At 68.1% G+C, this 24,795-nt stretch carries 17 protein-coding genes; 8 read left to right on the forward strand and 9 right to left on the reverse strand.

All coding sequences use genetic code 11. The features are described from left to right. The first annotated feature begins 211 nt into the window (after positions 1-211). Complete coding sequence (locus tag AC1DVI_RS04350; protein ID WP_051140648.1) at positions 212-739, forward strand: peptidylprolyl isomerase; 528 nt, start codon at positions 212-214, stop codon at positions 737-739. Between the two features lie 101 nt (positions 740-840). Here AC1DVI_RS04350 and AC1DVI_RS04355 read toward each other — a convergent pair whose 3' ends face one another. Further along, a complete protein-coding gene (locus AC1DVI_RS04355) occupies positions 841-3,492 on the reverse strand; it encodes a serine/threonine-protein kinase (protein WP_476956894.1) in 2,652 nt (883 codons plus the stop codon). 284 nt (positions 3,493-3,776) lie between these two features. Between AC1DVI_RS04355 and AC1DVI_RS04360 the strand changes: the two genes are divergently transcribed. After that, complete coding sequence (locus AC1DVI_RS04360; protein ID WP_476956895.1) at positions 3,777-4,715, forward strand: aldose 1-epimerase; 939 nt, start codon at positions 3,777-3,779, stop codon at positions 4,713-4,715. 16 nt (positions 4,716-4,731) lie between these two features. On the opposite strand, the gene AC1DVI_RS04365 is transcribed toward AC1DVI_RS04360, so the two are convergent. Both AC1DVI_RS04365 and AC1DVI_RS04370 read right to left on the reverse strand, forming a co-directional pair. Continuing rightward, positions 4,732-5,541, reverse strand: coding sequence for a lysozyme inhibitor LprI family protein (locus AC1DVI_RS04365; protein ID WP_476956896.1), 810 nt, complete (start codon positions 5,539-5,541; stop codon positions 4,732-4,734). A gap of 13 nt (positions 5,542-5,554) precedes the next feature. Continuing rightward, the gene (locus AC1DVI_RS04370) at positions 5,555-6,481 is read right to left on the reverse strand and encodes a hypothetical protein (RefSeq protein ID WP_476956897.1); all 927 of its coding nucleotides are present in this window, start codon (positions 6,479-6,481) and stop codon (positions 5,555-5,557) included. A gap of 260 nt (positions 6,482-6,741) precedes the next feature. Here AC1DVI_RS04370 and AC1DVI_RS04375 point away from each other — a divergent pair, with 260 nt between their 5' ends. From AC1DVI_RS04375 to AC1DVI_RS04390, 4 genes are all read left to right on the forward strand, one after another. After that, a complete protein-coding gene (locus AC1DVI_RS04375) occupies positions 6,742-10,086 on the forward strand; it encodes a transglutaminase family protein (RefSeq protein WP_476956898.1) in 3,345 nt (1,114 codons plus the stop codon). 229 nt (positions 10,087-10,315) lie between these two features. Further along, positions 10,316-12,403: a di-heme-cytochrome C peroxidase gene (locus tag AC1DVI_RS04380; RefSeq protein ID WP_476956899.1), complete on the forward strand. Its 2,088-nt coding sequence runs from the start codon at positions 10,316-10,318 to the stop codon at positions 12,401-12,403. Between the two features lie 227 nt (positions 12,404-12,630). After that, positions 12,631-15,225 (forward strand): circularly permuted type 2 ATP-grasp protein, encoded by a 2,595-nt coding sequence (locus tag AC1DVI_RS04385; protein ID WP_476956900.1) that lies wholly within the window; start codon positions 12,631-12,633, stop codon positions 15,223-15,225. Continuing rightward, the gene (locus tag AC1DVI_RS04390; RefSeq protein ID WP_476956901.1) at positions 15,203-16,183 is read left to right on the forward strand and encodes a transglutaminase family protein; all 981 of its coding nucleotides are present in this window, start codon (positions 15,203-15,205) and stop codon (positions 16,181-16,183) included. Before AC1DVI_RS04385 ends, AC1DVI_RS04390 begins: the two co-directional genes overlap by 23 nt. Positions 16,184-16,242: 59 nt before the next feature. Here the strand turns inward: AC1DVI_RS04390 and AC1DVI_RS04395 are convergent, their stop codons facing one another. The 3 genes from AC1DVI_RS04395 to AC1DVI_RS04405 all read right to left on the reverse strand — a co-directional run bounded on the left by AC1DVI_RS04395 (position 16,243) and on the right by AC1DVI_RS04405 (position 21,014). Beyond that, positions 16,243-19,365, reverse strand: coding sequence for an efflux RND transporter permease subunit (locus tag AC1DVI_RS04395; RefSeq protein WP_476956902.1), 3,123 nt, complete (start codon positions 19,363-19,365; stop codon positions 16,243-16,245). Between the two features lie 4 nt (positions 19,366-19,369). After that, positions 19,370-20,503, reverse strand: a complete 1,134-nt coding sequence (locus tag AC1DVI_RS04400) for an efflux RND transporter periplasmic adaptor subunit (protein ID WP_476956903.1) — start codon at positions 20,501-20,503, stop codon at positions 19,370-19,372. 142 nt (positions 20,504-20,645) lie between these two features. Beyond that, positions 20,646-21,014, reverse strand: a complete 369-nt coding sequence (locus AC1DVI_RS04405) for a hypothetical protein (protein WP_476956904.1) — start codon at positions 21,012-21,014, stop codon at positions 20,646-20,648. Positions 21,015-21,180: 166 nt separating this feature from the next. Here AC1DVI_RS04405 and AC1DVI_RS04410 point away from each other — a divergent pair, with 166 nt between their 5' ends. Next, a complete protein-coding gene (locus AC1DVI_RS04410; RefSeq protein WP_476956905.1) occupies positions 21,181-21,996 on the forward strand; it encodes a phosphodiesterase in 816 nt (271 codons plus the stop codon). Here the strand turns inward: AC1DVI_RS04410 and AC1DVI_RS04415 are convergent. Beyond that, positions 21,954-22,814 carry a glycosyltransferase family 2 protein gene (locus AC1DVI_RS04415; RefSeq protein ID WP_476956906.1) on the reverse strand — a complete coding sequence of 287 codons (861 nt, stop codon included), beginning with the start codon at positions 22,812-22,814 and terminating at the stop codon, positions 21,954-21,956. The genes AC1DVI_RS04410 and AC1DVI_RS04415 overlap by 43 nt on opposite strands. Before the next feature lie 261 nt (positions 22,815-23,075). Between AC1DVI_RS04415 and AC1DVI_RS04420 the strand changes: the two genes are divergently transcribed. Continuing rightward, positions 23,076-23,702, forward strand: coding sequence for an ATP-dependent Clp protease proteolytic subunit (locus tag AC1DVI_RS04420; RefSeq protein WP_035679230.1), 627 nt, complete (start codon positions 23,076-23,078; stop codon positions 23,700-23,702). Positions 23,703-23,799: 97 nt separating this feature from the next. Here the strand turns inward: AC1DVI_RS04420 and AC1DVI_RS04425 are convergent, their stop codons facing one another. Both AC1DVI_RS04425 and AC1DVI_RS04430 read right to left on the reverse strand, forming a co-directional pair. Beyond that, on the reverse strand, positions 23,800-24,012 hold the full coding sequence (locus AC1DVI_RS04425) for a hypothetical protein (protein WP_040134149.1): 213 nt from the start codon (positions 24,010-24,012) through the stop codon (positions 23,800-23,802). 58 nt (positions 24,013-24,070) lie between these two features. Beyond that, positions 24,071-24,628: a hypothetical protein gene (locus tag AC1DVI_RS04430; protein WP_476956907.1), complete on the reverse strand. Its 558-nt coding sequence runs from the start codon at positions 24,626-24,628 to the stop codon at positions 24,071-24,073. Positions 24,629-24,795: the final 167 nt, after the last annotated feature.

The following is a 24,795-nucleotide window of genomic DNA, read 5'->3' on the forward strand; positions in this document are numbered from 1 at the left end:
CACCCGAAAGGCAGTCTATCGTCCATCGCGGCCGGGGCGCGACCGTGCAGCGTTGGGACAATGATGAGCCGGCGGCGGAAACGGATCGGAAAGGCTTCGATGAAGGCAGCCCCGCAGGGCGTCTTTGCATCGGCGCCGGTTTCCCCTATGGTCGCGTCCGCGGAATCGGCACATCGGAGTGTTTCGCATGTTGCGGTGGACGCGCATTCTCATGGCGGCACTGTTCGCCACATTCATCTTCGCTCAGGGGGAGGCCAAGGCCTTGGATCCGGAAAACACCCTCTATCTCGACCTCAAGGACGGCCGCGTGGTCATCGAACTGCGCCCCGACCTGGCACCGAACCACGTCGCCCGCATCAAGGAGCTGACCCGTCAGGGCTTCTACAACGGCGTCGTCTTCCACCGTGTGATCGACGGCTTCATGGCACAGACCGGCGACCCGACCGGCACCGGCACCGGCGGCTCCGGCAAGAAGCTGAAGGCCGAGTTCAGCAACGAGCCGCACGTCCGCGGCACGCTGTCGATGGCCCGCACGCCGGACCCGGACAGCGCCGACAGCCAGTTCTTCATCTGCTTCGCCCCGGCCTCGTTCCTGGACAAGCAGTACACCGTCTGGGGCAAGGTCGTCGAAGGCATGGAATTCGTCGACAAGATCAAGAAGGGCAGCCAGTCCCGCAACGGTCAGGTCAGCGACCCGGACAAGATCGTCAAGATGCAGGTCGCCGCCGACGCCAAGTAACGGCGCCGGGGAAAGGATCGCCGTTCGCGGCGGTCCTGTTCAGGTGATTGGGGCGGTGAAACCGCGCGCCGCCCCGTTTCCCGTGCCGTTCCTCCGGGTCGTCACGACCCGTTCATCGCCCCGGTCAGCGCCACCAGGAGATCCCGCATGCTGCGGGGACGGTCCTGCCAGCGCATCGACAGGCCGCTCAACAGGACCTTCTCGAACCCGGGCGGCACTGTGGCGCCGCCTTCGGCCAGACGGGGCACCCGGTCACTCATGAAGCGGCTGGTGGCGTCGGGCGGTGTCTTGCCGGTCAGCACGAAGTAAGCGGTGGCGCACAGCGCGTAGACGTCCGTCCAAGGCCCCTGCTTGCCATCCGGCGCGTATTGTTCGGGCGGCGCGTAGCCCGGCTTCAGGATCACCGTCAGGTCGGCGCTCTTTCCCGCGGCGTGGCGCGCGGCACCGAAATCCAGCAGCTTGCGGTCGCCGGAACTGGTGAGGAAAATATTGTCGGGGCTGATGTCGCGGTGGATCAGACCCTGCTCGTGCACGGCGTGCAGCGCCTTGATGATCGGTGACAGCAGGGTCAGCGTCTGACGCGCCGCGATCCGTCCGCCATTTTCGGAGACATGCCGCTTCAGGGTCCGCCCGTCGAGAAGCTCCATGACGATGTAGGCGGTCTCGTTCTCCTCGAAGAAGTCCTGGACGCTGACGATCTCCTTGACCTCCCGCAGGCGGGCGAGCATCCGCGCCTCCTCCAGGAACTTCGCCAGCCCGGCGGAGAAGCTCTCCGCATGCTCGTCGGAGAAGGGAGCGATCCCCGGCGATCCGACGACGCGGGACACCAGATTGGCCGGATAGAACTCCTTCACCGCGACCTTGATCTGAAGCCGTTCGTCCCAACCAAGATAGGTTGCCCCGAAGCCCCCCTGCCCCAGGACACGGCCCACCAGATAGCGGCCCAGCAGCCGCGTTCCCGGAAGCAGATGGACCCCGTTGCGGTTCGGCACCCGGACCGGGTAGCCGCAATCCCGGCACACGTCGCGCGGAGCCTTCGGCACGAAGCAGGCCGGGCACAGGCCCGACGCGGCGGCGCCGGCCAAAGGCGCCTCCATCGTCACTGCGGCGGCGCTCACCGGAAGGGCTATGCTGCGGACCTGCGGAGCCACGACGGTGGGCAGCGCCGTCGCGCCGCAAGGTTCGAAGGCGGACCGCGCTGCCGTCTGGTCGCGCCGGGACGACGGCTTGGCCGAAGGCAACTGCATCTGGCTCAAGCGGTCGAGCAGTTCGTACAGGCGGCGGACCTCCGCCTGGGCGATGTCGTCGCCTTGAGAGCCGGCCAGTTCGGCCTGGAACTGCGGCTGGCGGACCGTCTCCAGAATGTGCTGGCGTAGGACCGAAAGCGCCCCGTCGTCGGCGATCAGACCGGAACAGGCCAGTTCCGCCAGACGGATGATCCGGCGGCGCGGCAGCGGTTCGGTCTGACGGAGTCGCTGGACGAGCCGGCCCCGCCGGGCAAACTCGTCGACCACAGAGGCCGCACGGGCGGCGATCCGCTCCCGGTCATACTCTGCCATGGCCGAGCCTCGGACGGCCTCCACCGCCCCGGTCAGGGCCTGCCGCACCAGCGCCGTATCGGGCGTCTGGAGCACCATGTTCTCCACCAGCAGCTCGTTCTTCAGCGCGGCGTCCAGCGCGTCCACGATTTCGCCCATGTGCCGCTCCGCGGCGGGCACCGCGGAGATGGCGGTCAGATAATGGATCCGGCAGATCAGGTCCGGTTGCGTTTCGCTGAGACCCACGAGGGAACGCCGGTAGGCGCTCGCCCCGCCCTGTTCCAACCGACGGGAATAGCGGATGGTCAAGGCATCGGCCATGGCGGACCCGCCGGTCAGTCCAGCCGGGGACAGCAGATGCCCCATCAGCGCACGCAGCAGAGCGGCTTCCTGCTCCGCCGTGCCGCGCCCGAGCGGCTGTGGAGCGCGCAACTGGCGCCGGATGCGCTCCAGCACCATGTCGCGGGCGGCAGGCAAGCGCCCCTGGCGGAACAGGCCGTTGAGAACGCCCAGCCGATTCGGCCCGGACGCCTCCATCGGCACGCGCCCGAACAGAAGATCGCACAGCCTCACCAGCGGCGACCCGCCGGCCGGCGTGTTTCCGAACAGCTCCTGCGTCGCGGCGGGCGAGGCCAGCACGTCGCCGATCACCTCGTCCAGAGCGGTGGACAAGGCGTCCTGCCGCTCCGCCGGAAACAGCTGGATCAGAGCGTCGAGCTTCGACGACCAGGTCCGGCAGTCCTCAAGCTCCAGGCAAACCGCTGCGCGCAAATCGAATCCAGCGTCGCCGGTCGGCGATTTTCCCGGTGCGCTGCGCAGGACGAGGTCGATGAGGGAACGTCCCCGCCCCAGCCCGGTGAAGGCGAGCTGGGCGGCGCGAGCCTTCGCCATGGTCTCGAAAAGTGCGTGGTCCAGCGCACGGCGGCGGGCCTTGGCATCCTGGCCGGGGAGGCGTGCCTGCACCGTGGCGACCCGGCCCAGGGCGGACTCCATCAGCGTGGCCTTGGACTGGAGCGCCTTCAGATGCCGGCTGCTGTGGATCAGCTCCGTCGGGGTCAGCACGAGGCTGTCGAGATGCGGACGCAGGGCGATGCCGATGACCATCCGCGCCGGCCCGTCATGGTGATCGGCGAGCGTCTGGCACAGCACCGCCTCGTCGAGCGTGCCGGCGGGGCCGGCCGCCCCGGCGGAAGCGGGCGTCCTGGAGGCGGGCATTGACACGGGCGGCCTTTGGTCAGGATCGGCGCGGCGGCGGATGGCGTGAACGGTCGGTCATCATCCACGCGATCCGGTAAACAGCCGGTATACGCGGACCGACTTGGCCGAACGGCCCGGTTGCGCGACGGCGGAGGAGAATGTTTGCGCAAAGGTGTTGCAAGGGGCCATAGGGCTTGGCCCGCCGCACACTTTTGCGCGCAGCCCTGCCCTTCCCTTCCCCTGCGGGCTGTGCGATACCCGAACCGATACCGGCGCCCAACCACCGCCGGCAGGAGATCCGGATGGAGCAGGTCGAGTTGGACCAGGGAATCGGTGCCCACACCCTTACGCTGAATCGCAGCGCTGCGAACGGATCCCTGGAATGCACGCTGTGCCCACAGCGCGGCGGCGTCGTGGCGCGCCTCGCCTGGCACGGCGCGGACGGAACGATCGACCTCTTGCGTCCGGCTTCCGACTGGGCGTTGCGCCACGGCTCGGCCAACGACATGGGCTGCTTCCCGCTTGTGCCCTTCTCCAACCGCATCGGTGGGGGGCAATTCAGCTACGACGGGCGACAGGTGCGGCTCCCACTCGACGGCGACGGCAATCCGCACGTCATCCACGGCCATGGCTGGCGCGCCTCCTGGACGGTCGAGGACGCCAGCGCCTCGGCCGTGCGCATGGTTTTCCGGCACGCTGCCGACGCTTGGCCCTGGCGTTACCGCGCGACGCAGACGGTGGTGTTGGAGGAGGATGGGGCCAGCCTGACCCTTTCCCTCGTCAACGAGGACGACACGCCGATGCCCGCCGGAATTGGGCTGCACCCCTATTTCCCGAAGCCGCCGGGCACCCGCCTGACCGCGCGGGTCGACGGCGTCTGGCTGAACGGGCCGACCATCCTTCCGGTGGAGCGCGTCGCGGTGCCATCCCGCTGGGCCTTTGCCGACGGAATCGTCATGGACCGGACCGTTCTCGACAACGGCTTCACCGGCTGGGACGGGGCGGCGGCGCTGGACTGGCCGACGCTCGACCGTCGATTGTCGATCGAGACCGAAGGACCGTTCGGCCATCTCATCGTCTATGCCCCGCCGGGCGAGGGCTATCTCTGCGTCGAGCCGGTATCCCACATGACCGACGCGGTCAACCACCCCGAGCAAACCGACACCGGCCTGCGCCGTCTCGAACCGGGCGAAGAACTGAGCGGCACCATGCGCTTGCGCCTGGGAACGCTCGCCCGTTGAGACCCAGAGACCGGCGTCAGCGGCAGCGGACGAAGGTGGCGCCGAAGGCCGGTTGATCCAGCGTCACGAACAGGCGGTCGAATCTCGGCACGTCGGCGGCGTCCAGGCGCAGCGTGCCCTCCGGCAACCCCTCCTCCCCGCCGAAGGACAGGCCCTCCGCCACGTCGCCCTCGCCGGGTGCCAGTGGTCCTTCCAGCGGAAAAGCGGCAATGCGCGGGTCATGCAGGCCGAAGGCGCCGTCGCCGGTGATCTCCAGGTAGGAGGTCCGGCAATCGTCGATCGGCGTCCGGGTGGCCGGATCGGCCTTGGCCCAACGGCCGGTCAGAGCCGGCACGCCCACCATGCGCTTCGCCGAGGCAGGCTTCGCTTGGCCCTGAAGACTGGTTGGAGCCGGGCGCTGCGGGGCGGACGCGGAAACGGTCAGCGGTTCGTCGGCCACCGGAGCGCGGCGGGCGGCCAGTTCCGCTTCCAGCGCCTTGGTGCGCTCGGCCATCTGGCGTACCAGACACCCGGCCCGCTCCCTGCCCTTCTTCGGGTCGGCCAGATCGGCTTCCGCGACCGGGCAGGCGGCGTCCCGCCGCTGAACCCAGGCGCGCTGGCCGGCGGCTACCGCCTCCTCACCCACCTTCCCGGCCTCTTCGGTCAGCGCCCGCAGCGCCGAATCGAGCTTGTCGGCGAAGGCCTCCAGAGACGCGTCGCGGCACAGCAGCAGTGCCAGCGGAGTCTCCCCGGCGCAGTCCGCGGGCTTGGCGGCCTCCCCGCTGGTGTCCGCCGCCATGGCCGTGCCGGCCACCAGCATGCCCGCCAGAAGAATCGCTGCCCGCATCGCACAAAATCCCTTACGCCGGAAACGCTTCCAGGACGGCCTTCACCTGCCGTTGGAAATCCTGATCGCTGCGATAGCGCGTCAGGACCGTCTTGTCACGCTGAACAAGGAAAAAGATGTCCTCCCGGCTGGGCAGGGAGCGCGGGTTGGGCTTGTCCAGCAGTTCCCCGTTCCAGCCGATCCGCGCCATGAAATAGACGGCACGGGAATTCAGCATGAACAGCTTGTTGTCCGGCGCCATCTTCTCCCGGCGCAGCAGCGCGTAAAGGTAGTAGTTCCGCCCATGGAAATAATTGACATAAATTGATTGCAGCGCGGCAAAGCGCTCGTCGGGACTTGTGTATTTCTTGATCTGGCGCTCCAGCTTGAACCCTGCAAAAAAATACTCCCGCGCCTCGTTCTCGAAGGAAAAAGCGGAGCCGCGGATTTGCGCGAGCTGCTCCCCATACCGGCGCAGAACGCGCCCCATCAGCAATTCGAGGAACCGGCGCTCCGCCGCGAGGTCGTCCGATGTCTGCAGAATCAGTTCAAAGACATGGCGGAGATGATAGGGGTGCCTGACCACGATGACCGGAGCGCTCGATGCTTGGCGTTTTTCCGGCACCCGTCGCTCACCCAGAAGGGTCGCCGCCGGCGACACCGAGGCGATCACCGAGGAGATGGTGTCCTGGATCTTCCAGCGCCGCTTCACCTGCGCCGATTGCTTGCCGATGTGGAAACGCGCCAGGCGGCGCTGCCACCGACTGCGCCAAGTTTCCTTCGGCGCCTTGTGGGTCGGCAGATTGCCGACGACCAGCGGGTTGCCGAGCACGTCGGGCGGAGGCGGCAGAGGGTTGAAATTGAAATATTTGCCCGTGACGACACCACGCGTGGCACCGCCGGGCGCTCCATCGCCCGCCGGAACACCGCCACCCACAGACAGGCCCGCCAGCGTCGCCATTCCCAATGCACACTCTGCCTGCGTCGCTCCCGCCCGGCGGGCGAGGCCCGCGGACAGAGATGGGTCTTTATAAAGCGGTCGGGGCGTCGATGAAAGGCGCAACCGGTCCAATATGCATCTGCTTGTTTTTTGTGCAACCAGTTCGTGCCGCGATTGCGAAGGCGCTCTGGTCTGCGCGAACTCTTCGATGGTACTATGCCCTCGTCCGTGCGGCGGAGAGCCGCAGGGGACCGGCCAGCGCAGACAACGGGTGGAACTTCATGGCGATCCACGTCGCTCTCAACCACAAGACCGTCTACCGTTACGACCGATTGGTCAATCTGGGACCACAGATCGTCCGGCTCCGCCCGGCCCCCCACTGCCGCACCCCGATCCTCAGCTATTCGCTGCGCGTCACCCCGAAGCATCATTTCCTGAACTGGCAGCAGGACCCGCAGTCCAACTACCAGGCCCGCTTCGTCTTCCCGGAAAAGACCCGCGAATTCGTGATCGAGGTCGATCTCGTCGCGGAGATCGCGGCGATCAACCCCTTCGACTTCTTCCTGGAGGAGAAGGCCCAGACCATCCCCTTCGCCTACGAACCCTGGCTGGAGCGCGAGCTGCGCCCCTATCTGGAGGTGGAGGAGCCGGGGCCGCTGCTGGCCGACTACCTGACCGGCATTTCGCGGGAGCCGGCGGCGTCCATCAACTTCCTGGTGGACATCAACCAGCGGCTCCAGACGGACATCGGCTACGTCATCCGCCTCGAGCCGGGCATCCAGACCTGCGAGGAGACGCTGGGCAAGCGGACCGGCTCCTGCCGCGATTCGGCGTGGCTGCTGGTGCAGATCCTGCGCAACCTCGGTCTGGCCGCGCGCTTCGTCTCCGGCTACCTGATCCAGCTCACCGCCGACCAGAAGGCGCTCGACGGCCCATCCGGTCCGGAAGAGGACTTCACCGACCTGCACGCCTGGACCGAGGTGTTCCTGCCCGGCGCCGGCTGGGTCGGCCTCGATCCCACCTCCGGCCTGCTGGCCGGCGAAGGGCACATCCCGCTGGCCTGCACGCCGGACGCCTCGTCCGCCGCCCCGATCTCCGGACTCATCGACGAGTGCGAGGTGGAGTTTGGGCACGAGATGTCGGTCACCCGCATCTACGAGGCGCCGCGCGTCACCAAGCCCTACACTCCCCGGCAATGGGCGGGGATCGAAGCGCTGGGCCACCGCATCGACGAGGAGCTGACCGCCGGCGACGTGCGCCTGACCATGGGCGGCGAGCCGACCTTCGTGTCCATCGACGACATGGACGGGGCGGAGTGGAACACCACGGCGCTCGGGCCCAACAAGCGCAAGATGGCCGCCGACCTCGTGCACCGGCTGGCCAAGCGCTTCGCGCCGGGCGGGTTGCTGCATTTCGGCCAGGGCAAATGGTATCCCGGCGAATCGCTGCCGCGCTGGGCGATGACCGTTTACTGGCGCCGCGACGGCGAGGCGCTGTGGGCGAACAGCGACCTGCTGGCCCGCGAGGACACCGATTACGGCCACACCGCGGAGGATGCCGGCGCCTTCCTGGTCACGCTGGCCAAAAAGCTGGGGCTGGACCCGGCGCTGGTGCTGGCGGCCTATGAGGACCCCTGGCACTACCTGCGCCGCGAATCGCTTCTGCCGGTCAACGTCGATCCGCTGGACAGCAAGCTGGAGGACAAGGAGGAGCGCGCGCGCCTCGCCCACGTCTTCACCCGCGGCCTGAACGAGCCGGTCGGCTTCGCCCTGCCGATCAACCGCAAGATGACCCAGCAGGGGCCGGTGTGGCTGTCCAGCGCGTGGCCGCTGCGCCAGGAACGGCTGCTGCTGATGCCGGGCGACAGCCCGGTCGGCTTCCGCCTGCCGCTCGGCTCGCTGCCCTGGGTGTCGCCGCAGGACTATCCTTATTCCTGGGAGACCGACCCGTTCGAGGAGCGGGCGCCTCTGCCGCCGAACCGGGTGCCGCTGCGCCAGCACGCCATGCGCGAGGAGGCGGGACGCCAGGACGATCCTCGGCGGAGCGAGCGCGTCCAGCGCGCCATGGCCGAGGTGCGCAGCGAGATGCCGGAGCATGGCAAATCCGCGTGGTGGGTGGTGCGCACCGCCCTGACCTGCGAGGCGCGCAACGGGCGCATCCACCTCTTCCTGCCGCCGATGAACACGCTGGAGGACTATCTGGCGATGCTGGCGGAGATCGAGGCGACGGCGCTCGAACTGGACATGCCGGTGGTGATCGAGGGCTACCAGCCGCCGAAAGACCCGCGCCTGAACTCGCTGGCCGTCACGCCCGACCCCGGCGTGATCGAGGTGAACATCCACCCCGCCCACAGTTGGGACGAGTTGGTCCGCAACACGCTGGAACTTTACGAGGATGCCCGCCAGTCGCGGCTGGGCGCCGAGAAGTTCATGATCGACGGGCGCCACTGCGGCACCGGCGGCGGCAACCATGTGGTGATGGGCGGCGCCACCGCGGCGGACAGCCCCTTCCTGCGGCGGCCCGACATGCTGCGCAGCCTGATCGCCTTCTGGCAGAACCACCCGTCCCTGTCCTACGCCTTCTCCGGCATGTTCATCGGCCCGACCAGCCAGGCGCCGCGCGTGGACGAGGCCCGCGACGACGCGCTCTACGAGCTGGAGATCGCCTTCAACCAGATCGACAAGGCCGCCGCCGCGGGCGATTGCCCGCCCTGGATGGTCGACCGCGTGCTGCGCAACCTGCTGACCGACGTGCAGGGCAACACCCACCGGGCGGAGTTCTGCATCGACAAGCTCTATTCGCCTGACAGCGCGACCGGGCGGCTCGGGCTGGTCGAGTTCCGCGCCTTCGAGATGCCGCCGCACGCCGAGATGAGCCTGACCCAGCAACTTCTGCTGCGCGCCCTGGTCGCGCGCTTCTGGAAGACGCCCTACAAGGGCAAGCTGGTGCGCTGGGGGACGGAACTGCACGACCGCTTCATGCTGCCGTACTTCGTGCAGCAGGATCTGGCGGACGTCATCGCCGACCTGCGCGACCACGGCTATCCCATCGAGGAGCGCTGGTTCGACCCGCACATGAACTTCCGCTTCCCGGTCTACGGCCATGTCAACCAGCGCGGCATCGCGCTGGAACTGCGCATGGCGCTGGAGCCCTGGAACGTCCTGGGCGAGGAGCCGGGCGGCGGCGGCACCGTGCGCTACGTCGACAGCTCGGTCGAGCGGGTGCAGGTGCGGGTCGCCGGCCTGACCGACGCGCGCTACGCCATCACCTGCAACGGCCGCCGCGTGCCGCTGATTCCCACCGGGACGGAGGGCGAATTCGTGGCCGGCGTGCGGTACCGGGCGTGGCAACCGCCCTCCTGCCTGCACCCGACCATCCCGGTGCACACGCCGCTGGTCTTCGACATCCTGGACCAGTGGGCGGGCCGCTCCATCGGCGGCTGCACCTACCACGTCATGCATCCTGGCGGGCGCAGCTACGACACCTTCCCGGTCAACGCCAACGAGGCGGAGGGGCGGCGCCTCGCCCGCTTCTTCCCCTTCGGCCACACCCCCGGCCCTATGGATACCCCAGCGGAGGAGCGCAACCCGCAGTTTCCGATGACGCTGGACCTGCGGCGAGGGTGATCCGCGGCGGGGGCGAAAGGCCGATTCGCGCGCGCTGCGCGATTCGGCTTCATGATCATCCATTTGTAGGTGCAGTTCTGGATTTCACCTCCCAGAAGGCGGCGCATTCGGCGAAATAAGAACAGAAAGGAGAGTGTTTCTGGATTAAATATCCCTTTGGTTGTTATCCGGGCTAGCTTCTGACCGATTTCCGTCGGCCTGCCGCCGATATCCTTCAGGAGCGAAAGGGATGAAAGCCAGCCTTCTTACCGTCGTGGCGGGGACCGTGCTGCTCGGCGCTTGCGCCGAAAGGCCGCCGGAGCCGCCGCGGCCCGTTCCCGTCAGCCTGCCGCAGAAGATCGGCGACTACTGGTACCTGGACCAGAACTGGACCGACGCCGAGCGCCAGTGGTACTACAGCACCACCCAGGGTTCGCAGATCATGCCCCATGACTGGTTCATGGCCTTGCCGGACTCGTCGCTGACCACGCCGCTGGAGCAAAGCTATTTCCATCAGGATCTGGCGCGCTACGGCTATCTGGCGGCGAGCAAGAGTGGCTGGAGCGACGGCGTTCTGCCGGTCGGCTTCATCAAGGACACCGACCCGAAGGATGGCGCCGCCTGGATCGGCCTGACCTGCGCGGCCTGCCACACCGGCGACTGGCGCGTCGGCGACAAAACCATGCGCATCGACGGCTCGGCCACCACCGGTGACCTGTACGGCCTGATCAGCGGCATCTCGGACGCGGTGAAATACACGTTGGGCAACACGGCCGCCTTCGACGTGTTCTCCCGCCGCGTTCTCGGTCCCTATGCCACCGACGCGCAGCGGGTGGACCTGCACCGGAAGTTGGCCGCCTTCCACAAGGACTTCGCGACCTTCGTCGCCGACAGCACCCCGGCGTCACCGTGGGGGCCGATGCGCACCGACGCATTCCAGATGATCTTCAACCGGGTCGGGGCCATCGACCTGAAGATCCCGTCCAACAGCGCTCACCCCAACGCGCCGGTCAGCTTCCCCTACCTGTGGGACGCCTCCAAGCAGCCGAAGGCCCAGTGGAACGGCGCGGTGCCGAACGGCGATCGCCTGACCGCGCTTGCCCGCAACGCCGGAGAGGTTCTGGGCGTGTTCGGCAAGGCCGCGCTGAAGGCACCGCCCAGCAAGGATCAATACTATTACAACTCCACCATCCGGGCGAAAAACCTGATCTGGATGGAAGAACTGGTGCGCGAGCTGCGTTCGCCCGTGTGGCCGGACTCGATCGCCGGCAAGGTGGACATCGTCACGGCTTCGGCCGGCGAGTCGATCTACAAGGAAAATTGCGAGAGCTGTCATGAGGTCCTGCCGCGTGACATGACCGTCACCGACACGCCGATCCGGATGATCCCGCTGTTCAATTGGGCGGACAAGCGGCCGGAGACGGTGGTCGAGGTCTTCACCAAGACCATCTGCGACCCGGCGAAGGGAGTTCCCGCCGCCGTCAAGGCTGGCCATATCTCCGTCGCCTACGAATCCGATCCGACCATGGCGGTGGACGCCGCCTGCCGCTTCCTGAAGACCGGCCCGATCGAGGGCGTGGTCATGCCGCCGATCATCGGCACGGCGCTGAAGAAGGAGGATCTGGCCGTCAACGTCCTGGCCAACGCCGTGACCGGTTCGCTGATCGGCACGGTCATCCACGACCGGACGGTCGCCTCGCTGCTGCTGGACACCAGCTGGACGGGCGCCAAGGACGTGCGGACCCCGACCCCGTGGGACGATCCGCCGGTGTGGCGGACGGAGACCGGAGCCGCCTCAGCCTCCGCCCCGCAGCCATCCGTGCTGGTCAAGGACACCCGCGCCTTCACCAAGCCGGTCGAGGGCAAGCCCGTTGACGAAGCCGCCCAGGCCCTGCTGCGCAGGCTGAAGGAGCGGGCGTCCCCTTCGAGCGAGCAGGCCTCAGCCGCTGCCGCGACGAACCTCACGACCGAGCCGACGCAGGCCGCCAAAGACGCCGATGCCAAGGCGACCAAGGCTCTGGCTGAGCTGATCCAGAGCATCCTGGCTTACAAGGCCCGTCCGCTGGACGGCGTGTGGGCGACGGCGCCGTACATGCACAACGGTTCGGTCCCGAACCTGTACGAGATGCTGCTCCCGGCCTCGCAGCGTTCGGCGACCTTCCGCCTGGGCACGCACTCCTTCGAGCCGCTCAAGGTCGGCGTGGACCAGAGCGCGGACGACAACAGCTTCACCTTCGACACGGCCAAGCCCGGCAATCACAACACCGGTCACGAATTCGGCGCGTCGCTGACCGACGAACAGCGCTGGCAGTTGCTCGAGTACCTGAAGACCCTGTAAGGCGGCCGTACACAGCCCTCTCCCTTCGGGGAGAGGGTGCCCCGAAGGGCCGGAGAGCGGGGAAGCGGAAACGTCCGGCAAAAGGGCACCCCTCACACGCGCCCCCTGTCCCCGGAGGGCGACGGAACGCGATTGCGCCACGCCGCCTCCGAACCGCCGCTTGCATCGGCGGGAACGGACGTTCACACTCCCCAGCACCGTACCAGAGTTGAGCGCCCGAACCCGCCTTGTCCGACCGCGATTCCCCCTTTCTCGACCCCAGCACGCCGGCCCTTCCGGGGCTGCGTCCGGTGCCGTTCCTTCAGGGATCGCTGTTCGGCGAGGCTGACGCCATGGGTTATGGCGGCGGGCAGGTCTATGACGAGATGGTCACCGGGCAGGGTCGCCTGCGCCCGCATTGGCAGACCTTCATGGGCACGCTGGGTCCCCTCGACCCGGAGCTGATGGCCGAGAGATGGGAGGAGGCGCGGCGCCTGCTGCACCAGAACGGCGTCACCTACAACATCTACGGCGACCCCAAGGGGATGGAGCGGCCCTGGCCGCTCGACATGGTGCCGCTGCTGATCCCCGCTCACGAGTGGAAGGCGGTCGAATCGGGGCTGATCCAGCGCGCCACGCTGCTGAACGCGGTGCTGGCCGACATCTACGGGCCGCAGACCTTGACGCGCAGCGGGCGGCTGTCCCCGGCGGTGATCCATGCCGATCCCGGATTTCGCCGCGCCGTGCATGGCATTCCGGTGCCCAACGACATCCACCTGCATTTCTACGCGGCGGACCTCGCCCGCGCGCCGGACGGGCGCTGGTGGGTGCTGTCCGACCGCACCCAGGCGCCGAGCGGCAGCGGCTACGCGCTGGAGAACCGGGCGGTGCTGGCGAAGGTGTTGCCGGACAGCTTCCGCCATTGCCAGGTGGAGCATCTGTCCCCCTTCTTCGAGGCGTACAAGGAAACGCTGCTGTCGCTCAGCCCGCGCCGCGACCAGCCGCGGATCGTTCTGCTGACGCCCGGCCCTTACAACGAAACCTATTTCGAGCACGTCTATCTGGCCCGCTACCTCGGCATCACGTTGGTAGAGGGCGGCGACCTGACCGTGCGCGACCGTCAGGTCTATCTGAAGACCCTGTCGGGGCTGGAGCCGGTGGACGTGATCCTGCGCCGCCTGGACGCCGATTTCGCCGACCCGTTGGAGCTGCGCGCCGACAGCTCGCTGGGCGTGGCGGGGCTGATCGAGGCGGTGCGCGCCGGCAACGTGGTGGTGGCGAACGCGCTCGGCTCCGGCTTCATGGAATCCATGGCGGTCAAGCCGTCGCTGCCCATGCTGTGCCGCCATCTGCTGGGCGAGGAGCTGAAGATGCCGGGCGTGGCGGTCTGGTGGTGCGGCAACGACGACGAGCGGGCCTACGTCATCGAGCATCTCGACGGGCTGGTGGTGAAGCCCGCCTTCCCGTCCCTGTCTTTCGAGCCGATCTTCGGCGCCGACCTGTCGGCGGCCGAGCGCGCTTCCCTCGTGGAGCGCATCAAAGCCCGCCCCTGGTGTTACGTCGCGCAGGAGCGGCTGGCCCTGTCCACGGCGCCGGTCTGGCAGGGCGGACGGTTGCAGCCGCGCCCGCTGGTGCTGCGCGTCTTCCTCTGCGCCCGTCCGGACGGCAGTTACACCGTCATGCCCGGCGGCCTGACCCGCGTGTCCACCGAATCCGGAAAGCTGGTCGTCTCCATGCAGCGGGGCGGCGGCAGCAAGGACACCTGGATCCTGTCCGGGCGCCGGGCCGAGGCCACCTTGGCGACGCCACGCCCGCAGCCGGCCCAGGAGCCGCAGCCGGCGCCCAGGGCGGCCTCCGCCGACCTGCCCAGCCGGGTGGCCGACAGCCTTTATTGGCTGGGCCGCTACGCGGAGCGGTCGGAGGGCACGGTGCGCCTGCTGCGCTCCACCCATTCCCGCCTGACCGACGGCAACGTGCCGGGCGCGTCGCTGCAGCTTCGCCCGCTGCTCCATCTGATGGCCTGGGAGGGCATGATCCCCTGGGACCTGACGCGCGTCACGGCACTCGGTGGCGGGCGGGCGTTGAGGACGGCGCTCTACAGCTCGGTCGTCGACCCGGACCATCCCAACAGCCTGCGCGCCCAGGTTCAGCGGGTGCACCGCACCGCCTATTCGGTGCGCGACCGCCTGTCGCTCGACATGTGGCGCGTGGTCACGATGCTGGAGCGGCAGAGCCAGCCGCCGGCGCACAAGCTGGACGCCGCCGCCATGCTGCTGCGGCTGGACGACCTGATGACCAGCCTCGCCGCCATCGCCGGGCTGGAACAGGAAAGCATGACGCGCGGCCAGGGCTGGCGCTTCCTCGACATCGGACGGCGCATGGAGCGGGCGCTCCACATCATTTCGGTGATGCGGGGCATCCAGGTCCACGCGCTCGAACGGCAGGACGAGCCCGTCCAGGTGGCGACGCTGAGCGTGCTGCTGGAACTGGGAGAAAGCGTGATGACCTACCGGTCCCGCTACCTGACCAGCGTGCGACGGCGCCCGGTGCTGGAACTCCTGCTGGCCGACGACTCCAACCCACGCGCCCTGGATTTCCAGCTGGCGGCGCTGGAGCGGCATGTGGCGGCCCTGCCCAGCGGGTCGCAGGCCGTGCCGGGCGACACGGCCGCCTCGGCCCGCTCGATCCTGGGCGCCGCCCGCGCCTCGTTGCGTGCGCCGGAGGCTCTGGATTCGGGCGCCGCCCTGCACACGCTGCTGGACTCGCTCGCCCTGTCGTTGCCTGAGATTTCCAACCTCCTGACCCACGCCTATTTCAGCCATGCCTTTGCCCGACCGGCCTGACCTCTCCCCGACCCTGGCCGGCGCGGCCCCCGCTGACGATCCCTCCGGTGACCGTTTCGGCGTTCGCTTCCGCGTGCGCCACACGACCCGCTACGACTATGGCGAGGACGTGTCGGTGTCGCACCATCTGCTGCACCTGAACGCCCGGCCGCACCCGCGCCAGCGCGTCCACCGGAGCACGCTGACCATCCTGCCGGCTCCGGCGGTGCAGTCGTCCCACACCGACTATTTCGGCAACACCGTCACCTATGTCGCGATGCAGGAGCCGCACCGGCAATTGGTTGTGACGGCGGAGAGCGAGGTGGAGGTCGGCCCACCGCCGCTGCTCGACGCCATGTTAACCCCATCCTGGGAGCTTGTGCGCGATTCGCTGGGCGGCCTGACCGGGCCGGAGGACGGGGCGGAGGTGCTCCAGTACCGCTTCGACAGCGCGCTGGTGGCGGCCGGCCCGACGCTGCAGGAGTACGCCGCGCTGTCCTTCACTCCCGGCCGCGCGGCGGCGGACGCTGCCCTGGACCTGATGCAGCGGATCCACGACGACTTCACCTTCGACCCCACCGCGACGACGATCGCCACCCCGATGGCCGAGGTGATGCGGCACCGTCGCGGCGTCTGCCAGGACTTCGCCCACATCGTGGTCGGCTGCGCGCGTGCCATGGGGCTGCCGTCCCGCTACGTCTCCGGCTATCTGCGCACCCTGCCCCCGCCGGGCCGGCCGCGGCTGATCGGCGCCGACGTCAGCCACGCCTGGGCCTCCGTCTGGTGCGGCACCGAGGCCGGCTGGATCGACGTCTGCCCGACCAACGCGCGGCGCGCCGACCAGGACTTCATCACCATCGCCTGGGGCCGCGACTACGACGACGTCAGCCCCGCCCGCGGCGTCCTGATGGGGGCCGCCGGCCACACTCTGTCGGTCAGCGTCGATGTCGAGCCGCTGGATGAGAACGGGGCGCCCTGATCTGGGCGCCCCGCTTCGCTCTTCACCGCCTGTTCAAAATACAGCCATCTGGCCGCCGATCACTCCGCCGGCTGCGGGTGCGCGCCCGTCGGATGGCTGGCAGAGCCGTCCACCGCCGGGAGGGGCTTCTTCTTGGCGATGTAGCTGTAGACCGTCGGCACCACGAACAGAGTCAGGAAGGTGCCCAGCAGCATGCCGCCGACGATCACCGCGCCGATGGCCTGACGGCTCTCCGCGCCCGCCCCATGGGCGTTGGCGAGCGGCACGGCACCCAGCACCATGGCACCCGTGGTCATCAGGATCGGGCGCAGGCGCAGCACGGCGGCCTCCTCCACCGCCTTGCGGATGTCCACCCCCTCGCGCTGGAGCTGGTTGGCGAACTCCACGATCAGGATGCCGTGCTTGGTGATGAGGCCGACGAGCGTCACCAACCCGATCTGGCTGTAGACGTTCATCGTCCCGCCGGTGAAATGCAGGGCGGCCAGCGCGCCGGTCATCGACAGCGGCACCGTCAGCATGATCACGAAGGGGTCGATGAAGCTCTCGAACTGCGCCGCCAGCACCAGATAGATGAAGGCCAGCGCCAGGATGAAGACGAAGTAGAGGCCGGTCGCCGATTCCCGGAACTCGCGGCTCTGCCCCGCATAATCGGTCTGGGCGGTGGCCGGCAGCACGCGGTTCGCCGCCTCCTGGAGATAGCCCAGCGCCTCGCCCAGCGAGGTGCCCGGCGCCAGCGTGGCGGTGATGGTGACGGAGCGCAGCTTGTTGAAGTGGTTCAGCTCCTTGGGCGCCACCCGCTCCTCGATGTGGACGAGGTTGGCGAGCGAGATCATCGCCCCGGCGCTGGTGGCGACCCCGGCCTCCGCCGCCGCGGTGGGCGTGCCGCGGACGTAGATGGAAGCGATGTCGTCCGGGTTGCGGCGGTCGACGTCGCCGACCTGGACCACCACGTCGTACTGCTTGCCCTCCTTCTTGAAGCGGGTGACCTGCCGCCCGCCCAGCAGGGTCTCCAGAGTGCGGCCCACCGTCTCCACATCCACGCCGAGGTCGGCGGCCTTGTCGCGGTCGATGGTGATGCGCAGTTCCGGCTTGTTCAGCTTCAGGTCGGTGTCGAGGTTGGTCAGGCCGGGGAACTTCCGCGCTTCGGCCATCAGCCCGTCGACCATCTTCTGAAGCTCGTCGTAGGGCAGCGAGCTTTGGATGACGAAGTTAACCGGCTTGTCCACCGGGCTCTGCCCCAGCGAGGGCGGGTTGGTGACGAAGGCGAGGATGCCGGGGATGCCGAACATCTTGGGGAAGAGCTGGGCGGTGATCGCCTGCTGCTTCACGTCGCGCTCGTCCCAGTCGATCAGGCGGACGAAGGAGATGCCCTGGTTGACCACCGGGAAGCCGACCACGACGAAGAACTTCTCGACGATGGGGATCTGGCGGAACAGCTCCTCCATCCGCTTGGCGTAGCTCTCCGTGTAGTCGAGCGTCGAGCCTTCCGGCGCGATGGCGATGCCGACGATGGTGCCCCGGTCCTCGACCGGCGCCAGTTCCGACTTCAGCCCGGTGAACAGCGTGTAGCTGAGCCCCGCCACCACCGCGCCGACCAGCAGCACCAGCGGCCGCGCCTTCAGCGACAGGCGGAGCAGCGCCCGGTAGCCGTTGGTCAGCCCGTTCAGCAGCCGCTCGATGGCGTTGTAGAGCGCGTTGTGCTTGGTCTGGTGCTTCAGAAGCTTGGAGCACATCATCGGCGACAGGGTCAGGGCGACGAAGCCCGACACGATCACCGCCCCCGCCAGCGTCAGCGCGAACTCGGAGAAGAGGCGGCCGGTGCGGCCAGTCATGAAGCCGATGGGCGCGTAGACCGCGGCCAGAGTGATGGTCATCGCGATGACCGCGAAGCCGATCTCCTTCGATCCCTGCAACGCCGCCTGGAAAGGCGGAACGCCCTCCTCGATGTGCCGGTAGATGTTCTCCAGCATCACGATGGCGTCGTCCACGACGAGGCCGATGGCCAGCACCATGGACAGCAGAGTCAGCGTGTTGACTGAGAAGCCGAAGGCGTACATCAGCGCGAAGCCGCCGATCAGCGACACCGGGATGGTCACCAGCGGCACCAGCGTGGCGCGGAAGCTGCGCAGGAACACGAAGATGACCAGAACGACCAGGACGATGGCCTCGAAGATCGTGCTGAACACCGCGTCGATCGACTTGGCGATGAAGACGGAGCTGTCGTAGCCGACATCCACCCCCATGCCCTCCGGAAGGGCGGCGCGGATCTTCGGCAGCGCCTCGTTCACCGCCTTGGAGACGTCCAGCGGGTTGGCGGTGGACTGCTTCACCACGCCGATGGCGACGGCGCCGCGCCCGTTGAAACGGGCGCTGACCCGCTCGTCCCGCGCCCCCAGCTCGGCCCGGCCGACGTCCTTCAGCCGGACCAGATAGCCGCCGTCGTCGCGCAGGATGATGCGGTCGAACTCCTCCGGCGTGCGCAGGTCGGTTTCGGAGACGACGGTGAACTCCCGCGCCTTGCTCTCGACGCGGCCCGCCGGGATCTCGACGTTCTGCTTGCGCAGCGCGTTCTCGACGTCTTGCGGGGTGACGCGGTAGGCGGCCATGCGCTGCGGGTCGAGCCACAGCCGCATGGCGAAGCGCCGCTCGCCGAAGATTCGCACCTGGGCGACGCCGGGCAGGTTCTGCAAGCGGTCCTTGACGTAGCGGTCGGCGAAGTCCGTCACGTCCAGCGGCGAATGGCGGTCGGAGGAGAAGGCCAGATAGATGATCGGCTGCGCATCGGCCTCCACCTTCGCGATGACCGGTTCGTCGATCTCGTTGGGAAGCTGGGCGCGCACGCGGCCGACGCGATCGCGCACGTCGCTGGCCGCCGTGTCGACGTTGCGGTCCAGCCGGAAGCGCAGGGTGATCTGGCTCTTCTCGGCGCGGCTGATCGAGGACATCACGTCGATGCCCTCGATGCCCGACAGCGAATCCTCCAGGATCTGGGTGACCTGGCTTTCGATGATCTCGGCCGAAGCGCCCTTGTAGGTGGTTTCCACCGTGACGACGGGTTCGTCGATCTTCGGGTATTCGCGCACCGACAGGCGTTGGTACGACACGATGCCGATCAGCATGAGCGCGAGGCTCATGACCGTCGCCAGGACGGGCCGGCGGATGGAGATGTCGGAGAGGACCATCGGATCAGCTCCCCGCCGGCTTGTTGTTGACGACCATCACCGGGGCGCCGTCGCGGATCTTCAGCTGGCCGGCGGTCACCACCACGTCGCCGGGCTGCAGGCCGGCGGTGATCTCCACCTCGGCGTTGCGGCGCTCGCCCAGCGTGACCGTGGTCTGCACCGCCTTGCCCTCCACCACCTTGAAGACGAACTGCTTGTTGCCGAAGGCGCTGACCGCCTGCTCGGGCACCAGCACGGCGTTCGGATTCTGGTCCAGCGTCAGCGCCACCCGCGCGAACAGGCCGGGGCGCAGCGCGCCGTCGGTGTTGGGGACGCGGGCGCGAATCACCACCGCGCGGCCGTTCACGTCGACCAGCGGGTCGATGGCGTAGACCGTACCGTCGAAGGTCCGCCCGCCGAAGGAGTCCACGGCGACCTTCAGGGTCTGGCCGGTGCGGACGGTCGGCAGATACAGCTCCGGCACCCGGAAATCGAGCTTCAGGGTTTCGATGGCCTCCAGATTCACGATGTCCTTGCCCGCCGCCACCACGTCGCCCACCGACACCTTGCGCAGGCCCAGCACGCCGTCGAAGGGGGCCGTCAGGGTCAGCTTCTCAAGCTGCGCCCTGGCCAGCTGCACCGCCGCCTCGTCGGACTGGAGCTTGGCGAGCGCCTGCTCGCGGTTGCGGGCGGGGCCGGTGCGCTGGCGGTACAGCTCCTCGGCGCGGCTCAGCTCGGCGCGGGAGAAGGCGATGCTCGCCTGCGCCTGGGCCAGCGTGGCGCGGGCGATGGAATCGTCCAGCCGGATCAGCACCGCCCCCTTCTTCACCGCCTGCCCTTCCAGGAAGGCGATCTCGGAGACCTTGCCCGCCACCTCGGGCCGGATGACCACCGATTCGCTGGACAGCAGCGAGCCGACCGCGGTGACCTGGCGCGACACCGTGCCGACCTTGACCGGCAGGGCCTCCACCGGAATCGGCGGCGTGCCGCCCGGCGGCCCTCCCGCCGCCGGAGCGCCAGACGACGCGCCTCCGGGAGACGGAACCTTGCCGGCGAGCAGCGTGTTGATGGTTCCGCCCTGCTTGACGAAGTACCAGTAGGCACCGCCGCCGAGAGCGACCAGGACCAGAAGGGCGACGATGCGAAGCGTGTGGCGCATGGATACGGAACCCGCACAGGCCCGCTGACCCGCCGGACGGGCGCGCGGGGCGTTTCGTGTCAACCGGGCCGCTGTGAGGGGCGGGCGGTAAACTGAACTATATCGTTCAGTTCAGTTCCGGAGTCGAGACGGTTGCAAGAGTTCACACGCGCGGCGGCGGCGGATCGGCGTGCACAACCCGGCCCTCCCCTATCTCCAACCGCGCACCATCAGGAAAAATCACTTTCAAATCAGCTGGTTGTCCGGGACCAACTGCGGTGCAGCCACCGCACGGACGTACCGACGCGCCATCGAGGCAGAGGCCGGGAGCGCAGCAGGGCGCTTCGCCTGCCGGTAGAACCGCACGAATCCGATCGCCTTCAATGCGAAGATCGGCCAGCAGGGCGCCGTCCGCGCCGGGTGGCGGGGTGCCCTCGCCGAGGTCCCGGGGTTCGATGCGGGCGCGTTTCAGCCAGAACTTCCCGGACGCCAGCAACCGTGCGAGCAGGCAGGAGGAGGTAGACACGCTCATTCCCCGATCCGATGCAGTGGCGGCAAGACGGTCGTTCGGCTGATGGCACAGCCTGTCACGGAAGCGTAAAGGAAGTTTTGCTCCGGTTGGACTCTTGAACGCGTCCGGGAAATCGGCGATGTGACAATCCTTGGTCCTCCGACCTTCGCGTTCCAAGGGGTTCCCGATGCTGATCGCCCAGATGTCCGACCTGCATGTGATGGCCCCCGGCACCACCCCGACCACCGCCTACGACACGAACGCCCGCCTCGCCGCCGCGGTGGCCCACTTGAACGCTCTGGTGCCGCGCCCGGACCTCGTCCTCATCACCGGCGACCTTGTCAACGGACCGAAGCCCGGCGAGTACGAGGCGCTGTTCGCCCTGCTGGAACCGCTCTCTATTCCTTTGCGCGTGCTGCCAGGCAATCATGACGACCGTGCGGAACTGCGCCGGACCTTCGCCGGCACCGGCTGGATGCCTATGAATGGCCCCTTCCTTCACCACGCGGTGGAGGAATTTCCGGTCCGCATCCTGATGCTCGATTCGGTGATCCCCGGCATGGCGGTGGGCGGCCTGTGCGCCGACCGGCTGTCCTGGCTGGCGGAGCGTCTGGCCGAGCAGCCGGAGCGCCCGACCGTGCTGGCGCTGCACCATCCTCTCTTCGACACCGGGCTGGCCTTCCTCGACACGCTGCGCTGCCTGGAGGGCGCGGAGGAACTGGGGCGGCTGGTGCGGAGCCGCCCAAATGTCCGGGCCGTTCTGAGCGGCCACACCCACCGCCAGACCGCGGTTGCCTGGAACGGGGCGCACGGCTACGTCGCCCCGTCGGTGGCCTATCAGATCGCCCTGGACTTGGCGCCGGAGCCGCCCTACCGCTGGACGGAGGAGCCGTCCGCGCTCGCTCTTCATCAATTCCGACCGGATGGCACGGTGGTGACGCATCTGAGCGTGATCGGCGACTATCCCGGCAGGGAGTTTTCCCGCAGGGCCAGGAACTCCTGAAAATTGGCACAGCGTCCGGCGGCCTGCGCCGCCATGTAGGCGGCGTTCAAGGCGCGCTTGGCGCCCAGGGCGGCGGCGAAGCGGTGGCGCAGCATGGCGTCGGCGATCCGCAGCCCGTCGCCGTCCAAGCGGTCGAGAACATGGCGGTAGCAGAGGTCCGCCCGCGCGCCGCTGTCGGCGGAGCAGGTGATCGACCCCTCCCGCTGCCGGTATTCGTAGAGCGGTTCCAGCACCAGCGGCAGACGGCCCAGCCGGTCGAGGACCTGGACGTTGAAAACCACGTCGTCGCAGAAATCGACCCCCTCCTCCCAGCCGGGGACGAGGGCGCGGCGAACCACGAAGAACATCGGGACGGAGGTTTCCAGGAAGGCCGCCGCGTCCAGCGTCGTGATCCCGGTCCCGGGTGGGAACAGGGTGGAGAGCGGCGAGCCGTCGCCGTCGCGCACCACCGCCACATTGTCCGCCGCCGCACCCTGCGCCGCCGCAAGCGGGGCCAGCCGCGCCAGCCGGTCCGGCTCGAACCGGTCGTCGGCGTCCAGCGGGGCGATCAGCGGTAGACTGGCGCACCGCAGTCCGGCGTTGCGCGCCGCCGGTGCGCCGGACCCGACGCGGCCGGTTCCGGTGAAGGTCAGGCGCGAGTCGGTGATTCCGGCGGCCGCCAGAAGGGCGCGGTAGTCGGCGCCGTCGTCGCTGACCACCACCGCCTCCCAGTGGGGAAAGCTCTGCACCAAAAGGCTGGACACGGCGCGGGCGATGGTGTCCTGCGCCCGGTAGGCTGGAATGATGACCGATACGCCGCCCCCGATGCCCCTTTCCATGCACCGCCCTCCGATTGTGCAAGGGGCAGTGTGCCTATCCTTCCCTATGGTCGGCAAGCGGCGATCCGCACCGATGCGGCCAGCCTGAGCGCGACTATGACGGCGCCGGGGTGGGATTTGGCGTCGCGGCCCGTTGAACAAGGAACCGATACGGGCTATGTGGAGAAACGAGTGGCGTGGTTCGGTCCCCATCCGACATCCCAAGCCCCCGCAAGCCAAAGCCCCCCGGTAGACACGCCGACCTCAGGGAGTTCAAAAACGATGGCGCAAGACGGATACACCCGCTTCGACGACGAGCCCGAGCAGGAGCCGGACGAGAAGTCGAAGGAAAGCGCCCCGCCGCCGTTCGCTGCCGTGCAGTCGAACCTGTTCAAGGCGCGCACGGTGCTGATCTTCGGGCAGATCGACATGAAGCTGGCGCAGGCCGTCTCGGCCCAACTGCTGGCTCTGGCCCACGAGAGCAACGACGACATCACGGTCGTGGTGAACTCCCCCGGCGGCCACGTCGAGGCGGGCGACACCATTCACGACATGATCCGCTTCGTGAAACCGCGCGTGAAGATGTTGGGCACCGGCTGGGTCGCCAGCGCCGGCTGCCACATTTTCCTGGCCGCGAAGAAGGAAGACCGCTACTGCCTGCCGAACACCCGCTTCCTGATCCACCAGCCGCTGGGCGGCACTGGTGGCCGGGCGACGGACATCGCCATCGAGGCGAAGGAAATCATCCGCATGCGTGAGCGTCTGAACCGCATCATCGCGCGCGAGACCGGCCAGCCGGTGGAGAAGGTTTCCAAGGACACCGACCGGAACTACTGGATGATGGCCGACGAGGCCCGCGAGTACGGCATCGTCACCCATGTCATCGACACCTTCGACGAGCTGAAGTAAGCGGTCCTCCGGAACGCACGAAGCCCCTCTCTTGCGAGAGGGGCTTTTTTTATGGCCGCCGCTTGGCTTGAGCGATCAAGCCCGTCAAATCAGCCGCTTACACGACGATGTTCAGATTCTGCCCGCGCGTGGCCGTGACGTTTCCGCCGGACGAGGACCCATCCGAACCGCCCTGAAGCAATGTGGCGATCGCCTGATCCTGCTGTTGCGCGGTCTGGTTCAGCGTCTTCACGCCGAAGTCCATCTGTCCCTGCGCCTGCCGCAAGCCGACCGCGGCACCCAGGGTGGAGGAGGAAATGTCGAGAGCCATCGCAGGATGCCTTCAAAGGAAACAGTCGGCCGACGCCGTACGGCCCGCGCCGCGCCAGTCAGATGACGACGTTGACGGAACCGGTCCCCGCCGAGGGAGCGGCCGACGCGTGGGCCACCATCGGTGTCGAGGCTACCACCGGCGACGCGTGCGCGGAAGTCCCCTGTGAAGGTCCGGAGCGGCCCGCGCCGGTCCCGGAATGGCCCGAGGCCCACCGGTGCACAGGCGAACCGGTGGCGGAGGTCCCGCTCTGGCCCGCACCGTTCGGCTGGTCCTGCCCGTCCGAACCACCGACCAGAAGCTCAAGCGACGCCTTGCCGCTCTTCCGGTCCTTCTGCGCCTCGCGGTACTGCCGCAGAGCCGCCTCGGTCGGTATCTGGTCGAGGGTCGCCCCGTCTTCCGGGCTGCGGAACAGCAGCACCAGCCGCGACGCATCGGCGTCATAGCGGTACGCGGTCTTCGTGTAACGCCCGGAGAGAGGTTCGGACTGCCCGGTCACGGGGTCCTTCGCGGGCGGAGTCCCGGTATCGGCCCCGGTTTCAACAGCCTCGCTGTTGCGGGCCGTCATGAAGGCCAACGGCCTTGCAGCCGTTGCGGTGGCGATGGCCACGTTCATGACATTACACCGATGATTGGACAATCCAGCTCATATATTGCAGCCGCACTCGTGCATTGTAAAGGGTTCGTTCACCTTTTTTCCGGCTATGCCAAAGGATGAAGTCTCGCAGGCTGTTTCCGGCACCAAAGCTTCGCATTCCAGGACCATTGAGGCCGTCGCCTACC

It is taken from the genome of Azospirillum sp. P4_B5 (assembly GCF_056402275.1).

Excerpts from the sequence above, each read along its gene's own strand:
- AC1DVI_RS04350 (WP_051140648.1), top strand. The coding sequence starts at position 212 with ATGGCGGCACTGTTCGCCACATTCATCTTCGCTCAGGGGGAGGCCAAG.
- AC1DVI_RS04355 (WP_476956894.1), bottom strand. The coding sequence starts at position 3,492 with ATGCCCGCCTCCAGGACGCCCGCTTCCGCCGGGGCGGCCGGCCCCGCC.
- AC1DVI_RS04360 (WP_476956895.1), top strand. The coding sequence starts at position 3,777 with ATGGAGCAGGTCGAGTTGGACCAGGGAATCGGTGCCCACACCCTTACG.
- AC1DVI_RS04365 (WP_476956896.1), bottom strand. The coding sequence starts at position 5,541 with ATGCGGGCAGCGATTCTTCTGGCGGGCATGCTGGTGGCCGGCACGGCC.
- AC1DVI_RS04370 (WP_476956897.1), bottom strand. The coding sequence starts at position 6,481 with ATGGCGACGCTGGCGGGCCTGTCTGTGGGTGGCGGTGTTCCGGCGGGC.
- AC1DVI_RS04375 (WP_476956898.1), top strand. The coding sequence starts at position 6,742 with ATGGCGATCCACGTCGCTCTCAACCACAAGACCGTCTACCGTTACGAC.
- AC1DVI_RS04380 (WP_476956899.1), top strand. The coding sequence starts at position 10,316 with ATGAAAGCCAGCCTTCTTACCGTCGTGGCGGGGACCGTGCTGCTCGGC.
- AC1DVI_RS04390 (WP_476956901.1), top strand. The coding sequence starts at position 15,203 with ATGCCTTTGCCCGACCGGCCTGACCTCTCCCCGACCCTGGCCGGCGCG.
- AC1DVI_RS04395 (WP_476956902.1), bottom strand. The coding sequence starts at position 19,365 with ATGGTCCTCTCCGACATCTCCATCCGCCGGCCCGTCCTGGCGACGGTC.
- AC1DVI_RS04400 (WP_476956903.1), bottom strand. The coding sequence starts at position 20,503 with ATGCGCCACACGCTTCGCATCGTCGCCCTTCTGGTCCTGGTCGCTCTC.
- AC1DVI_RS04405 (WP_476956904.1), bottom strand. The coding sequence starts at position 21,014 with ATGAGCGTGTCTACCTCCTCCTGCCTGCTCGCACGGTTGCTGGCGTCC.
- AC1DVI_RS04410 (WP_476956905.1), top strand. The coding sequence starts at position 21,181 with ATGCTGATCGCCCAGATGTCCGACCTGCATGTGATGGCCCCCGGCACC.
- AC1DVI_RS04415 (WP_476956906.1), bottom strand. The coding sequence starts at position 22,814 with ATGGAAAGGGGCATCGGGGGCGGCGTATCGGTCATCATTCCAGCCTAC.
- AC1DVI_RS04420 (WP_035679230.1), top strand. The coding sequence starts at position 23,076 with ATGGCGCAAGACGGATACACCCGCTTCGACGACGAGCCCGAGCAGGAG.
- AC1DVI_RS04425 (WP_040134149.1), bottom strand. The coding sequence starts at position 24,012 with ATGGCTCTCGACATTTCCTCCTCCACCCTGGGTGCCGCGGTCGGCTTG.
- AC1DVI_RS04430 (WP_476956907.1), bottom strand. The coding sequence starts at position 24,628 with ATGAACGTGGCCATCGCCACCGCAACGGCTGCAAGGCCGTTGGCCTTC.